We start from the raw sequence: 14077 nt of genomic DNA on the forward strand, positions 1-14077 counted from the left end.
CGTGTGGCGCGCAACACACAGCGAGGGCTACAAGCCCCTTTTCGCATTTTTCCAAATTTAGACCGTACGCGCTGGATGTGGCATGCGGGTTGGTGCGGGGTACAGTACGTTAGCCGTATAAAAGCGTTTCAGCACGACATCACAAGGTCGAACATGACTACTCATCTGCTCTCACAGCTCACACTGCCGGATCGATACGAACGACTCGAAAAGCATCTCGGCACTGATGTTGCCAATCTCTTGATTGCACCCGCCGGACCAAACGTCGATAGTCTTCGCGCACTCGCGAACGAGGTTCTGACGCGCGATGAGGGTGTCCTTGTTCCGCTGGCGGGTCAAACCGGCGTAGGGAAAACAACGTTCGTGATGAATGCGTCGCAGTGGCTCCCAGCGCTCTATGGGCCAACATGTCCCTACGACGGGGAACTTTCATTTGATGGCTTGGTTAGTGCTGTCAAAGATTTTGTCAAAACACTTCCAGCAAACAATAAACGCATTATCCCGATCAATATTGACCACCGCGAGAACGCGCCCCCTACCGATACAGAGCTAGCCGCAATAAAACGATTCCTCCGAACAAACGCTGGCAACGTTCCATCAATCGTCTTCTGGCCAGAAACCAGCATCGCAATCGCAGAGGCGCTCTCCAGACGCTATGTGGAAATCGCTGGAGAGACGGCAATAGAACTCCCGCTTGTCTGCGAAGGCCCACCACAAGAAACTTGGCAAGACACCGCAAAACACACTCTTACGCTGTCAAACCACATGAACAACCTCGAAGAACTTGGGGTCGATCCTGCCGACTACATACCGCGAGAGTTCTTTACTCTCGGCAGTTTTCTTCGGCGCATCTCTCACGATTTCAATTCGAGGATTCAGGCCCTGAAGGCTGAGCTGGAGAAGCCTGTTTCCGTGCTCATTGTGTTTGCGAGTGAAAGCGCTGACCCGGGTGTTCTTACCCAACTGACCTCACCTTCCAGATATGGTCTTCTCGATGCTCATGCGCTGGTATCTGTGACTTCACAAAGCGAGATCGGGAAGTGGTGGTCTACACGGCGAGGACTACTTACTAGGGCAATCGTTCAGCTAGATGCACACGCGCTTTGCCTCGCTCCAACTGCTGCCGCGTCCTGTATCAGGAACTTTTCTAGCTCAATGGAATTGTTCGACACTGCTGGCTACAAGCGATACGGCCCTGCTCGTGGGGTTCGTGACCTTAGTCGCTCCGACCTCGGGAAGATCATTTGTGAAGTCGAGCTGTCTAGGTTTGAAGCTCGCGGCACCCCGGGGGAGGATGCTGCTGCTGCCTTTCAACTTCTTGCAGAGGCAGGTTTTAACCTCGGCAAAGACAAGAATCTTAACCACATCATGAAGGCAGCCGTCGAGGCGATCCTAAAAGACACCGAAGTCCCCTTTGTAAATGCAACGTCAGAGCAGAAACTTCCCTTCTGCGGGCTGATTCCCGACAACGCGATCTATTTCGAAGACCGAGTTCAGTGCATTGAATATACATGGAGAAAGGGTGACTTCTTGGCTTCTAGCAACCGATCAACAGTTGCGCAATATATTCTAAACAAGCTGCAGAGCTATGCACGGCAACTTGGGTGGACTATCGACTGAATCACCTAACTATTCGGTCAAATAGACGTGACAGTTCGCTTCCGCTGCACAGCCGACCTAGACAGTGAAGGCGGTAAGGCAGCAACGCGTACATAGCGCGCACAAGTGCGTCTAAAAATTTCGGAAGTCGAGCCGCTAAAAGGCGTGCAGCGGAGAAGAAGGTGAAACGGGCGCATCAGCAGCGGGTCACCCAACAGATCCCGCATATCGATACGCCGATTCCTTCGCACCACACCGCAGCGTCCCGGTCTCCAATCGCGGCATGACCGCAAGACCCGCACTGCAACAACCCCTTCCCGACATCCCCACCAACGTGGCACGCATCGCCTCCGATGCCGAAGCCATTGCCGCCGCACACCGGCTGGCGGCTGAATTCGCGCCCGGTGCCGCCGAACGCGACCGCGAGCGGCGCCTGCCCTGGGACGAGCTGACGCGCTGGTCGGCCAGCGGCCTGGGCGCCATCACCGTGCCGCGCAGCCATGGCGGGGCGCAGGTGGCCTACGCCACGCTGGCCGAGGTGTTCGTGATCCTCAATGCGGCGGACTCCTCGCTGGGGCAGATTCCGCAGAACCATTTCGGCGTGCTGGGCGTGCTGCACGAGCTGGGCACGCCCGAGCAGAAGCAGCGCTTCTATGCCGAGGTGCTGGCCGGCCGGCGGCTGGGCAATGCGGGGCCGGAGCGCAAGGCCGATGGGGCCGCCACCGTGCTGCAGGGCGCCACGCGGCTGCGCACCACGCCGCAGGGGCAGCTGGTGCTGTCGGGCAAGCGCTTCTATTCCACGGGCGCCCTCTTCGCCCACCGCATTCCCGTGCGCGCCACCGACGACGCGGGCCGCAGCGTGCAGGTGTGGGTGCCGCGCGAGGCGCCGGGCCTGGCCGTGGTGGACGACTGGGACGCCTTCGGCCAGCGAACCACCGCCAGCGGCACGGTGGTGTTCGACGAGGTGCCGGTCGATGCGGCCGATGTGCTGCCGCTCTGGCAGCTGGCCGACCGGCCGGGCCTGTACGGCCCCACGTCGCAGCTGATGCAGGCCGCCATCGACCAGGGCATTGCCGAGGCGGCGGTGGCCGACGCGCAGCGCTTCGTGCGCGAGCGCGCCCGGCCCTGGGTGGATTCGGGCGTGCAGCACGCGCACGACGACCCGTATCTCATCGCCGATGTCGGCCGCCTGCAGATCGACCTGCACGCCGCGCGCGAGGTGCTGCGGGAAACGGGCGGGCTGTTTGACGAACTGGCCGCGCGCGCCGCAGCCGCCGGTGGCTTCACCGCCGAAGACAGCGCGCGGGCATCGGTCGCCGTGGCCGAGGCCAAGGTGCTCACCACCCGCATCGCGCTGGAGGCCAGCGAAAAGCTGTTCGAGCTGGCGGGCTCTTCCGCCACGCGCGCCGCGCACCACCTGGACCGCCACTGGCGCAATGCCCGCGTGCACACGCTGCACGACCCGGTGCGCTGGAAGCTGCACCTGATCGGCAACCACCTGCTGAACGGCGCGCTGCCTCGCCGGCATTCGTGGAACTGACTTCGCGCGCTCCCAGCCGCCACCGACTACCAGAACGACTTCGACACCGATGAGAGAACCGACAGCCATGTCCCTGCTGCTCCCCGAACCGCCCGCCAGCGCACTTGCCACCCCGGCCCCCGTGCCGCCGGCGCAAGCCTCGCCCGCCCCGGCCCCGGCCGGCACGCCGCAGCGCGTCGCCAGCGACGCCGAGGCGCTGGCCGCCGCGCAGCGCTTCGCCGACCGCATCGCGCCCGATGCCGCCCGGCGCGACCGCGAACGCCTGCTGCCCTGGGCCGAGCTGGACGACTTCGTCGCCAGCGGGCTCTGGGCCATCGCCGTGCCGCCTGAATACGGCGGCCCGGGCGTATCGGCCGGCACGCTGGCCGAGGTGATCGCCCGCGTGAGCGCGGCCGACGGCTCGCTGGGCCAGATTCCGCAGAACCATTTCTATGCGCTGGAGGTGCTGCGCGTGGGCGGCAGCGATGCGCAGAAGCGCTTCTTCTACGGCCGCGTGCTGGCGGGCGAGCGCTTCGGCAACGCGCTGGCCGAGATCGGCCACAAGGACTTCCAGCGCCGCACGCGGCTGGTGCCGGATGGCGATGGCGGCTTCCGTGTCATCGGCCGCAAGTTCTATTGCACCGGCGCGCTGTATGCGCACTGGATTCCCACGCTGGTGGTGGCCCAGGAGGCCGACGGGCGCGAGGTGACCTGGCTGGCCTTCGTGCCGCGCACCGCGCCGGGCGTGCGCATCACCGACGACTGGGACGGCTTCGGCCAGCGGGTGACGGGCAGCGGCTCGGTGGAGTTCGACGACGTGCGCGTCGAGGCCGAGTGGGTCGTGCCCTTTCTCGCCTCGTTCCAGCGGCCCACCACCATCGGCCCGCTGGCGCAGCTGCTGCACGCGGCCATCGACCTGGGCCTGGCGCGGGGCGCGCTGGCCGCCACGCTGCCCTTCGTGCGCGATCACGCCCGGCCCTGGATCGACGCCGGGGTGGACCGTGCGGCCGACGACCCGCTGCTCATCCAGCAGCTGGGCGACACCGCCGTGCGCGTGCGCGCCGCCGAGGCCCTGGTGCGCCGCGCGGCCCGCTTCGTGGATGCGGCGCAGGCGGACGCCACCGAACAGAGCGTGGCCCAGGCATCCGTCGCCGTGGCCGAGGCGCGGGCACTCACCACCACCGCGTCGCTGGATGCGGGCACGCGGCTCTTCGAGCTGGGCGGCACCTCCGCCACCACCGGCCGGCAGGGGCTGGACCGCTTCTGGCGCAACGCCCGCACGCACACGCTGCACGACCCGGTGCGATGGAAGTACCACGCCATCGGCAACTACCACCTCAACGGCCGCATTCCGCCGCGCCACGGGGCGCTCTGAATCCGCCTTTCCCCTCACACCCACGCAACGCCCCAGCACCGACATGAAGCCACTCCGTCTGCTCCGTACCTTTTTCGCCTTCGCCTTCGCCTTCGCCGGTGCCGCCGTGCTCGCCGGCAGCGCCCTGGCCGCGCCGCTCAAGATCGGCGTGGTGCCGGGCATCTTCGCCGACTCGGTCGAGCTGGCCGCGAAAGAAGCCAAGGCCCAGGGCCTCGATGTGCAGGTGGTCGAATTCACCGACTGGACCACGCCCAACGTGGCGCTGGATGCGGGCGACATCGACCTGAACTACTACCAGAACAGCAACTACCTGGCCAATGCCGTGCGCAGCAAGGGCTTCGACTTCGTGAGCGTGCAGCCGGGCATCCTGTCGTACCTGGGTCTCTATTCCACCCGCCACAAGACGCTGGCGGACCTGCCCGACGGCGCCCGTGTGGCCATCGCCAGCGACCCGGTGAACATCGGCCGGGCGCTGCGCCTGCTGCAGCATGCCGGGCTGATCACGCTGCGGCCGGACACGGGCCTGCTGGGCACGCAGGCCGACATCGTGGCCAACCCCAAGCGGCTGCGCTTCATCGAGGTGGAAGGCCCGCAGCTGGTGCGCGCCACGCAGGACGTGGACCTGGCGCTGGGCTACCCCTACTTCATCATCCCGTCGAAGGCGTTCGATGCCAGCAAGGGCCTGGCCTACACCCGCTACGAGGACGATTCCTGGGCCATCCAGTTCGTCGCCCGCAAGGACCGCGCGGCCGACCCGCGCATCGCGCAGTTCCTGGCCGTCTACAAGACCTCCAACCCGGTGCGCCAGGCGATCCAGCGCTTCTACCTGAACGACGCCGGGCTCTACCGCCTGGCCTGGCTGCCGCGCTGAAGGAGGCACCGCCATGACCCAGCAGCGCCCCCATATCCTGCTCAACGCCTTCAACATGAACTGCGTGGGCCACATCAACCACGGCCTGTGGACGCACCCGCGCGACCGCAGCACCGACTACCGCACGCTCGCCTACTGGACCGATCTGGCGCGCACGCTGGAGCGGGGCCTGTTCGACGGCCTGTTCCTGGCCGACATCGTGGGTACCTACGACGTCTATCGCGGCAACGTCGAGGTGCCGCTGCGCGAATCCATCCAGCTGCCGGTGAACGACCCGCTGCTGCTGGTGCCGGCCATGGCCGCCGCCACCCGGCACCTGGGTTTCGGCGTGACGGTGAACCTGTCGTATGAGGCGCCCTACCTGCTGGCGCGGCGCTTTTCCACGCTGGACCACCTGACGAATGGCCGCATCGGCTGGAACATCGTCACCGGCTACCTGGACAGCGCCGCCCGCGCCATGGGCCAGCCGGCGCAGCTGCCGCACGACGAGCGCTACGAGCGCGCCGACGAGTACCTGGACGTGCTCTACCAGCTGTGGGAAGGCAGCTGGGAAGACGGCGCCGTGCGCCGCGACAAGGCCGCGCGCGTGTTCGCCGACCCGGCGCGCGTGCACAAGGTGGTGCACCACGGCCGCTACTTCGACGTGGAGGGCCACCACCTGAGCGAACCCTCGCCGCAGCGCACGCCGGTGCTGTTCCAGGCCGGCAGCTCGGGCCGGGGCCAGCAGTTCGCGGCGCGCCATGCCGAATGCGTGTTCATCTCGCCGCCGAACAAGGCGGCCGCACGCCAGACGGTGCAGGCCCTGCGCGAGCAGCTGGTGCGCGCCGGCCGCCGGCCGGACGACGTGAAGGTGTTCGTGGGCGCGGCGGTGGTGACGGGCCGCACCGAGGCCCAGGCGCGTGAGAAGCACGCCGACTACCTGCGCTACGCCAGCCGCGAAGCAGGCCTGGCGCACTTCGCGGCCAGCACCGGCATCGACTTCGCGCAGTACGACCTGGACGCGCCGGTCGACTATTCGCCCGGCAACGCCATCGAATCGGCCAGCCGCACCGCGCAGCAGCAGGGCTGGACGCGGCGCAAGCTGCTGGAGCTGTTCGCGCTCGGCGGCCGCTACCCGGCCATCGTGGGCGATGCGCAGCAGGTGGCGGACGAACTGCAGTCCTGGGTGGCCGAGACCGGCGTGGACGGCTTCAACCTGAGCCGCACCGTGGTGCCCGAGAGCTACGAGGACTTCATCGAGCTGGTGGTGCCTGAGCTGCAGAGCCGGGGCGTCTACAAGACCGCGTATGCGGAGGGCACGCTGCGCAGCCGGCTCTTCGGCGAAGGCGACCGGCTGCCGGCGCGGCATGCGGCCGAGGCGTTCCGGCGCCGGGCCGCAGCCCCGGCCCACGGCGCGGCGACGACGACGGTTCCCACCCAACGACCTGCCCTGGAGGCCCAGCCATGAAGCCATCGCTCATTCCCTGCCGCCGCTCCTTGCTCGCAGCCGCGATGGGCTGGCTGGCGACGGCAGCCCTGGCGCAGGCGCCCGCCGCGCCGCTGCGCATCGGCGTCACACCCGGCTCGCTGGCCGATTCCGTGCAGGTCGCGGCGCAGGAGGCCCGCCGGCAGGGGCTGGACGTGAAGGTCATCGAGTTCACCGACTGGACCGCTCCCAACACCGCGCTGGCAGCCGGCGACATCGACCTGAACTACTTCCAGCACCAGGCCTTCCTGGACAACGCCATCCGCGAACGCGGCTACGCCTTCACCAGCGTGGCCACCGGCCTGCTGCCCAACATCGGCCTCTATTCGCTCCGGGTGCAGCGCTTTGCCGACCTGAAGGAAGGTGCCCGGGTGGGCGTGGCCAACGACCCGGTCAACCAGGGGCGCGGCCTGCTGCTGCTGGAAAAGGCGGGACTGATCCAGCTCAAACCCGGCGTGGGCGCGCGCGGCAGCGTGAACGACATCGTGGCCAACCCGCGCAAGCTGCGCTTTTCCGAAATCGAGGGCCCGCAGCTGGTGCGCGCCATCGACGACCTGGACCTGGCGCAGGGCTACCCCGCGCACTACGTCAACGCCGGCAAGCCGCAGGTGGCCGGCAGCGCGCTGCTGTATTCGGGCATCGACGACCTGGCCTACGCCATCCGCTTCGTGGCGCGCAAGGACAACGCGCAGGACCCGCGCATCCAGCGCTTCGTGCAGATCTACCAGGACTCTCCCGCCGTGCGCTCGCAGATCCGCCAGTCGTTCGCGGGCAATGAGCGGCTCTACAGCCTGCCGTGGCTGGTCCAGGCGGCTCCGCCATCACCCCGTTCGCCCTGAGCCTGGCCTGTATGGCCCTGTGCCCTGGCTTCGACAAGCTCAGCCCGAACGGACTTTCATCCATTCCTCCGCTCCACTCCATTTCATTTCATTTCATTCCATCCTGCACCATGACCTTCCGCCGCCTGCTTCTCACCCCCCTCATCGCCCTCGCCGCGTGGGCCGCCCTGCCCGCCCACGCCGCCGACAGGCTGCGCATCGGCGTGCTGCCGGGCGTCTATGCCGACGCCATCGCCGCCGCCATTCCCGACGCCCGGGCGCAGGGCATCGACGTGACGGCCGTCGAATTCACCGACTGGACCACGCCCAACGTGGCCGTGAACGCGGGCGACCTGGACCTGAACTTCTTCCAGCACCAGCCCTTCCTGGACAACGCCATCCAGAAGAACGGCTTCAAGCTGGCGAGCGCCGGCACCAGCTTCCTGGCCAACATCGGCCTCTATTCGCTCCGGCACAAGGCGGCCGCCGACGTTCCCGTGGGCGGCAAGGTGGCGCTGGCCAACGACCCGGTGAACCAGGGCCGGGGCCTGCTGCTGCTGCAAAAGGCCGGGCTGATCACGCTGAAACCCGGCGTGGGCTTTCTCGGCACGGTGGACGACATCGCGCAGAACCCCAAGAAGCTGAAGTTCGTCGAGGTGGAGGGCCCGCAGCTGGTGCGCGTGACCGGCGACGTGGACATCGCCCAGGGCTACCCGCATTTCATCGTGGCCTCCAAGGCGTTCGACCCGTCCAGCGGGCTGGCGTACTCGGGCATCGAGGACGCGCGCTTCGCGATCCAGTTCGTTGCCAGGGCCGACCGCACGAAGGACCCGGTGATCCAGAAGTTCGTGAAGGTGTTCCAGAACTCCGCCGCCGTGAAGGCCGCCATCGACCGCGCCTTCGCGGGCGACAAGCGGCTCTACGTGCTGACCTGGACGCAGCAGCCATGAGCGGCGGCGTCCACACCCTTTCGCCGGCCTCCCTGTGGCGCAGCGGCGCCGGCCAGACGCCGCACCGCACGGTGGCGCAGGCCGGCCCTGCGGCACCGGCCGCCGTGCAGGGCCCGCCGGCCCGCACCGGCTCGGTGGTGTTCGACGGGCTGGGCAAGGTGTATGCCTCGTCCGCCGGGCCAGTGGCGGCGCTGGAGGGCATCAGCCTGGAGATTCCCGCCGGCAGCGTCTTCGGCATCATCGGGCGCAGCGGCGCGGGCAAGTCGAGCCTGCTGCGCACCATCAACCGGCTGGAATCGCCCACGGCGGGCCGCGTGCTGGTCGATGGCGCCGACATTGCCGCGCTGGACGACGATGGCCTGGTGGCGCTGCGCCGGCGCATCGGCATGATCTTCCAGCACTTCAACCTGCTGGCCGCCAAGACGGTGTACGACAACGTGGCGCTGCCGCTGCGCGTGGCCGGCTGGCGGCCTGCCGCCGTGCACCAGCGGGTGGAGGAGCTGCTGGCGCTGGTGGGCCTGCAAGACAAGCACCGCACCTACCCGGCGCGCCTGTCGGGCGGGCAGAAGCAGCGGGTGGGCATCGCCCGGGCGCTGGCGACGGGGCCGGAGATATTGCTGTGCGACGAGGCGACGTCGGCGCTGGACCCGGAAACCACGCATGCCATCCTGCAGCTGCTGCGGGACATCAACCAGCGCCTGGGCATCACCGTCATCCTGATCACGCACGAGATGAGCGTGATCCGCGAGATCGCCGACCAGGTGCTGGTGCTGGAGCAGGGCCGCATCGCCGAGCTGGGCGAGGTCTGGCAGGTGTTCGGCGCGCCCCGCCATGCCGCCACCCGCGCCCTTCTGGCGCCGCTGCAGCACGGCCTGCCGGGCGACCTGCAGGCGCGGCTGCGGCCGGAGCCGCCGGCGCACGGGGGCTTCCAGCGCGTCCTGCGGCTGGGCTACACGGGGGCGGGCGGGCTGGAACCCGACTTCGCCCGCATCGCGCAGGCCCTGCACAGCCCCGTCCGGCTGCTGCAGGGCGGCGTGGACCGCATCGCCGGCCACCCGCTGGGCCGCCTGATCGTCGCGCTGCCCGGCTCCGTGCCGCTGCCGGCGCTGTCTTCCCTGGTGCAAGGGCCTGGCGCCATTGCCCATTCCATCGAGGTGATCGGCCATGTCGCTGACGTTGAGCATTCCCTTTGAGCGCTACACCCAGGCCCTGGCCGACACGCTGGCGATGGTGGGCGCCTCCGCCGCCATCGCCTTCGTGGCGGGCATTCCGCTGGCGGTGCTGCTGATCGTGACCGCGCCGGGCGGCTTCCTGGCCTCGCCGCGCACCCACCGGGTGGTGGGCAGCGTGGTCAACGGTTTCCGGGCCACGCCCTTCATCGTGCTGCTGGTGGCGCTGATTCCATTCACCCGGCTCGTCGCGGGCACCACCATCGGAGTGTGGGCCGCCATCGTGCCGCTGGCCATCAGCGCCACGCCGTTCTTCGCGCGCATTGCCGAGGTGAGCCTGCGCGAGGTGGACCCGGGCCTGATCGAGGCGGCCCAGGCCATGGGCTGCCGCAAGTGGCACATCGTGCGCCACGTCTACCTGCCCGAGGCGCTGCCCGGCATCGTGGGCGGCTTCACCATCACGCTGGTGGCACTCATCAGCTCGTCGGCCATGGCCGGCGCCGTGGGCGCGGGCGGCCTGGGCGACCTGGCCATCCGCTACGGCTACCAGCGCTTCGACACGCAGGTGATGCTGATCGTCATCGCGGTGCTGGTCGCGCTGGTGTCGCTGGTGCAGTTCGGCGGGGATCGGTGGGTGCGCTGGCTGCGCAGCCGGTGAGCCCGGGCGGCCTGGGGCGCTGACCGGCGAGCGATGGGAAAAAAAGGGCTGCCGCGGCGGCCCCTTCTGTCGTCTTGGCAGGAGAATTTCAAGCCAAAACAGCCATTCGCGCTTATTCCATAAGGGTTTAATGCTATTTTTTTGATAGCAATCTGGCGGATGAAAACACAAGTCAAACAAACGTTTGATTTGTTGTGCTTTAATCACGCCGCCATGGCCCGAGCCCCCTCCACCGACGACACCGCCCCCACCGACGCCCTGCCGCCCGCCCGCGAGCGCCTGCTGCGGGCCGCGCTGCGGTTGTTCGCCGAACACGGCTACGCCAAGACGTCCATTCGCGCCATCGCCCAGGCCGCGCAGGCCAACGTGGCGGCGGTCAGCTATTACTTCGGCGACAAGGCGGCGCTGTATGCGGCGCTGTTTTCCGAATCGTTCGGCCAGATGCAGCCGCTGATCGAGGCCTTCACGCGCGAGGGCCTCAGCCTGCGCGAGGCGCTGCAGGTGTACTTCGAGGGCGTGCTGGAGCCGCTGCAGCATGGCGAGATGGCCCGGCAGTACGTGCGCCTGCACATCCGCGAGGCGCTGGAGCCCACCAGCCAGTGGGAGGTGGAACTGGAGCGCGACGTGCGCCGCCCGCACGAGGCGCTGGCCCGGCTGCTGGCCGCGCACCTGGGCGCGCCGGTGGACGACGACGACGTGCACCGGCTCGTTTTTTCCATCACCGGCCTGGCCTTCCAGGTCTGGTGCCAGCAGGAAGTGGTGGGCGCGCTGCGCCCGCAGCTGCTGACGGCCCCGGGCGCCGTGCCGGCCTGGACGGCGCGCCTGACCGAATACGCCCTGGCCCTGGTGGCCGCCGAAGCGGCGCTGCGCCGCGCACCGGGCCCCCTTTCCGGCGCTGACGGCGCCGCCCCCGCACCATGAACGCACGCTGCTTCACCCGACCCGCCCGATCCACCACCCGCGCCCTGCTGGCGCTGGCCCTGCCGCTCTGGCTGGGCGCCTGCACGCTGCCCCGCCCCGCCGCCGAGGTGCCGGCCCCCGTGCCGGCCGGCTGGCAGGCGCCGCTGCCCCACCAGGGCCGCGTGGCCGACCTGGCCCGCTGGTGGGAACAGGCCGGCGACCCGCTGCTGGTCGAGTTGATCGGCGCGGCAGAGGACATCAGCCCCACCGTGGCCCAGGCCCGCTCGCGCATCGTGCAGGCCCGCGCCACGCAGACGGCCGCCCGCGCGGCGCTGCTGCCCACGCTGGACGGGCAGGCCACCGCCAGCCGGGGCGCCAATGAAAACGTGGGCGGCCTGGCCACCACAGCGCAGGCCAACCTGCAGGCGGGCTGGGAGATCGACCTGTTCGGCGGCAACGCCGCGGCCAGCGACGCGGCGCGCGAGCGCCTGTCGGGCGCGGGTGCGCGCTGGCACGAGGCGCGTGTCTCGGTCGCGGCCGAGGTGGCGCAGCAGCTCAGCAGCTGGCGCCAGTGCACGCGCCAGCTGGCCGTGGCCGAATCGGACGCCCGCTCGCGTGGCGAGACGGCGCGCCTGTCAGCCGAGAGCCAGCGCGCCGGCTTCACCGCCCCGGCCACCGCCGCCCTGGCCGACGCGAGCTTCGCCGATGCCCGCGTGCGCGCCGCGCAGCAGCGCATGCAGTGCGAGATCGACGTGAAGACGCTGGTGGCGCTGACCGGCCGGCCCGAGCCCGAGCTGCGCGCCCGGCTGGCCGCCGCGCCCGCGCCGCGCACGCCCGATGCGCTGTTCGCCATTCCCGACCTGCCCGCGCAGACCATCGCCCAGCGGCCCGACGTGTACGCGGCCGAGCGCGAGGTGGCCGCCGCCAGCGCCGAGGTGGGCAATGCCCGCGCCCAGCGCTATCCGCGCCTGACGCTGGGCGGCTCGATCGGCCGCGGCACGGTGCGCACCGGCGGCGTCGAGGTGTCGAGCAACACCTGGTCGATCGGCCCGGTGGCGCTGTCGGTGCCGCTCTTTGACGGCGGCCGGCGTGCCGCGCAGGTGGACGCCGCCAGCGCCCGCTACGACGAGGCCGTCGCCACCTACCGCGCCACCGTGCGCCAGGCGGTGAGCGAGGTGGAACAGGCGCTGGTGCGGCTGGACAGCACCGCCGCCCGCAGCACCGACGCGCGCCGCGCCGCCGAGGGCTACCGCCGCTCGTTCGACGGCACCCAGGCGCGCTGGCAGGCAGGCCTGGCCAGCCTGGTGGAGCTGGAGGACGCGCGCCGCACGGCCCTGGCGTCCGAAACCGCCCTGGTGGCGCTGGAGCAGGAGCGGATGGCGGCGTGGATCGCCCTCTACCGCGCCGCCGGCGGCGGCTGGGACGGCGTGCCGGACGCGGCACGCTGAGCCGGCGCGCATTTTCTTTCTGATTTTTTCGATCTGACCGTACGAACGGAGCCGCTTCCATGCCGCGCAAGACCTTCAAACCTTCCGTGATCGTTCTCGCCCTGGTGGGCATCGTGGGCGTGCTGGCTGCGGCCGGCGCCTTCTTCGCCAACCGCCCCGCCGACGCCGCCAAACCCGAGGCCGCTGCCGCCGCCGCCGAGCACGCGCCGCGCCCGGCGCTCGCCGTCACCGTGACGCAGCCGGTGCGCTCGGCCATCGAGCTGCGCCTGCCGGCCAACGGCAACATCGCCGCCTGGCAGGAAGCCGTGGTGGGGGCCGAGAGCAACGGCCTGCGGCTGACGGAAGTGCGCGTGAACGTGGGCGACGCCGTCAAGAAGGGCCAGGTGCTGGCCACCTTCGCGGCCGAGACCGTGCAGGCCGACGTGGCCCAAGCCCGCGCCAGCCTGCTGGAAGCCCGCGCCAGCGCGGCCGAAGCAGCAGCCAACGCCGAGCGGGCGCGCACGCTCACCCAGTCGGGCGCTTTGAGCGGCCAGCAGATCCAGCAGTACGCCACCGCCAGCGAAACCGCGCAGGCGCGGGTGGAGGCGGCGCAGGCCGCGCTGAACGCGCAGCAGGTGCGGCTGCGCAATGCGCAGGTGCTGGCGCCCGACAGCGGCGTGATCTCGTCGCGCACGGCCACCGTGGGCGCGGTGGTGAACGGGGGCGCGGAGCTCTTTCGCATGGTCACGCGGGGGCGGCTGGAATGGCGCGCCGAGGTCACCTCGTCCGACCTGCCGCGCATCCGCCCCGGGCAGAAGGCCACCGTCACGGCGGCCAGTGGCGCGCAGGTGCAGGGCACCGTGCGCATGGTGGCGCCCACGGTCGATCCGCAGACGCGCAACGGGCTGGTCTATGTGGACCTGCCCAGCCATCCGGACATCCGCGCCGGCACCTATGCGCGGGGCGACTTCCAGCTGGGCGCACGGGAGGCCCTCACCGTGCCCCAGGCGGCCGTGGTGGTGCGCGATGGCTTCAGCAGCGTGTTCGAGGTGGCGCCGGACGGCCGCGTGGCCATGCGTCGCGTGCAGACCGGCCAGCGCGTGGGCGACCGGGTAGAGGTGGCCTCGGGCCTGGCCGAAGGCGTGCGCATCGTGGAGCGCGGCGGCGCCTTCCTGAACGACGGGGACCTGGTGCGGGTCGAGGCGGCGCCCGCCGTGCCGGCTGCAGCGCCGAGTTCAGCACCAAAACAGGCTCTAGCGCCCGTTCCATCAGCGCAGCCAGCTATTCAATAAGGAGCAAACGATGCCTTCGTTCGCCCCCCGCACC

General features: G+C 69.5%; 12 protein-coding genes. All 12 read left to right on the top strand.

Features of this window, described 5'->3' with window-relative positions; translation table 11 throughout:
- Positions 1-153: 153 nt before the first annotated feature.
- The 12 genes from ASF94_RS21390 (at position 154) to ASF94_RS17120 (ending at position 14043) form a co-directional block, all read left to right on the top strand.
- Positions 154-1620 carry a hypothetical protein gene (locus tag ASF94_RS21390; RefSeq protein ID WP_156382573.1) on the top strand — a complete coding sequence of 489 codons (1467 nt, stop codon included), beginning with the start codon at positions 154-156 and terminating at the stop codon, positions 1618-1620.
- 262 nt (positions 1621-1882) lie between these two features.
- Entirely contained in the window at positions 1883-3139 is a 1257-nt protein-coding gene (locus ASF94_RS17070; RefSeq protein WP_056669178.1) for an SfnB family sulfur acquisition oxidoreductase, read from the top strand.
- 67 nt (positions 3140-3206) lie between these two features.
- Positions 3207-4493, top strand: coding sequence for an SfnB family sulfur acquisition oxidoreductase (locus ASF94_RS17075; RefSeq protein ID WP_082493376.1), 1287 nt, complete (start codon positions 3207-3209; stop codon positions 4491-4493).
- A 43-nt stretch (positions 4494-4536) separates the two neighbouring features.
- Positions 4537-5364 carry a MetQ/NlpA family ABC transporter substrate-binding protein gene (locus ASF94_RS17080; RefSeq protein ID WP_056669182.1) on the top strand — a complete coding sequence of 276 codons (828 nt, stop codon included), beginning with the start codon at positions 4537-4539 and terminating at the stop codon, positions 5362-5364.
- Positions 5365-5377: 13 nt separating this feature from the next.
- The gene (locus tag ASF94_RS17085) at positions 5378-6811 is read left to right on the top strand and encodes an LLM class flavin-dependent oxidoreductase (protein WP_056669185.1); all 1434 of its coding nucleotides are present in this window, start codon (positions 5378-5380) and stop codon (positions 6809-6811) included.
- 44 nt (positions 6812-6855) lie between these two features.
- A complete protein-coding gene (locus ASF94_RS17090) occupies positions 6856-7668 on the top strand; it encodes a MetQ/NlpA family ABC transporter substrate-binding protein (RefSeq protein WP_082493377.1) in 813 nt (270 codons plus the stop codon).
- Positions 7669-7778: 110 nt separating this feature from the next.
- Complete coding sequence (locus ASF94_RS17095; RefSeq protein WP_056669190.1) at positions 7779-8597, top strand: MetQ/NlpA family ABC transporter substrate-binding protein; 819 nt, start codon at positions 7779-7781, stop codon at positions 8595-8597.
- Positions 8594-9790: a methionine ABC transporter ATP-binding protein gene (locus ASF94_RS17100; RefSeq protein ID WP_056669194.1), complete on the top strand. Its 1197-nt coding sequence runs from the start codon at positions 8594-8596 to the stop codon at positions 9788-9790. The genes ASF94_RS17095 and ASF94_RS17100 overlap by 4 nt, the downstream gene beginning before the upstream one ends.
- Positions 9762-10424 carry a methionine ABC transporter permease gene (locus tag ASF94_RS17105; RefSeq protein ID WP_056669428.1) on the top strand — a complete coding sequence of 221 codons (663 nt, stop codon included), beginning with the start codon at positions 9762-9764 and terminating at the stop codon, positions 10422-10424. The genes ASF94_RS17100 and ASF94_RS17105 overlap by 29 nt, the downstream gene beginning before the upstream one ends.
- Positions 10425-10637: 213 nt before the next feature.
- Positions 10638-11345: a TetR/AcrR family transcriptional regulator gene (locus ASF94_RS17110; RefSeq protein WP_056669198.1), complete on the top strand. Its 708-nt coding sequence runs from the start codon at positions 10638-10640 to the stop codon at positions 11343-11345.
- Entirely contained in the window at positions 11342-12772 is a 1431-nt protein-coding gene (locus ASF94_RS17115; RefSeq protein WP_082493379.1) for an efflux transporter outer membrane subunit, read from the top strand. The genes ASF94_RS17110 and ASF94_RS17115 overlap by 4 nt, the downstream gene beginning before the upstream one ends.
- Before the next feature lie 59 nt (positions 12773-12831).
- Entirely contained in the window at positions 12832-14043 is a 1212-nt protein-coding gene (locus ASF94_RS17120; protein WP_056669200.1) for an efflux RND transporter periplasmic adaptor subunit, read from the top strand.
- Positions 14044-14077: the final 34 nt, after the last annotated feature.

The sequence above is a fragment of the Acidovorax sp. Leaf160 genome (genome assembly GCF_001424265.1).
Taxonomy (GTDB): domain Bacteria; phylum Pseudomonadota; class Gammaproteobacteria; order Burkholderiales; family Burkholderiaceae_C; genus Paracidovorax.

Bases quoted from the DNA above. Each gene is read 5' to 3' on its own strand.
- ASF94_RS17090 (WP_082493377.1), top strand. From the start codon at position 6,856: ATGGGCTGGCTGGCGACGGCAGCCCTGGCGCAGGCGCCCGCCGCGCCG.
- ASF94_RS17115 (WP_082493379.1), top strand. From the start codon at position 11,342: ATGAACGCACGCTGCTTCACCCGACCCGCCCGATCCACCACCCGCGCC.
- ASF94_RS17080 (WP_056669182.1), top strand. From the start codon at position 4,537: ATGAAGCCACTCCGTCTGCTCCGTACCTTTTTCGCCTTCGCCTTCGCC.
- ASF94_RS17085 (WP_056669185.1), top strand. From the start codon at position 5,378: ATGACCCAGCAGCGCCCCCATATCCTGCTCAACGCCTTCAACATGAAC.
- ASF94_RS21390 (WP_156382573.1), top strand. From the start codon at position 154: ATGACTACTCATCTGCTCTCACAGCTCACACTGCCGGATCGATACGAA.
- ASF94_RS17110 (WP_056669198.1), top strand. From the start codon at position 10,638: ATGGCCCGAGCCCCCTCCACCGACGACACCGCCCCCACCGACGCCCTG.
- ASF94_RS17100 (WP_056669194.1), top strand. From the start codon at position 8,594: ATGAGCGGCGGCGTCCACACCCTTTCGCCGGCCTCCCTGTGGCGCAGC.
- ASF94_RS17095 (WP_056669190.1), top strand. From the start codon at position 7,779: ATGACCTTCCGCCGCCTGCTTCTCACCCCCCTCATCGCCCTCGCCGCG.
- ASF94_RS17075 (WP_082493376.1), top strand. From the start codon at position 3,207: ATGTCCCTGCTGCTCCCCGAACCGCCCGCCAGCGCACTTGCCACCCCG.
- ASF94_RS17105 (WP_056669428.1), top strand. From the start codon at position 9,762: ATGTCGCTGACGTTGAGCATTCCCTTTGAGCGCTACACCCAGGCCCTG.
- ASF94_RS17070 (WP_056669178.1), top strand. From the start codon at position 1,883: ATGACCGCAAGACCCGCACTGCAACAACCCCTTCCCGACATCCCCACC.
- ASF94_RS17120 (WP_056669200.1), top strand. From the start codon at position 12,832: ATGCCGCGCAAGACCTTCAAACCTTCCGTGATCGTTCTCGCCCTGGTG.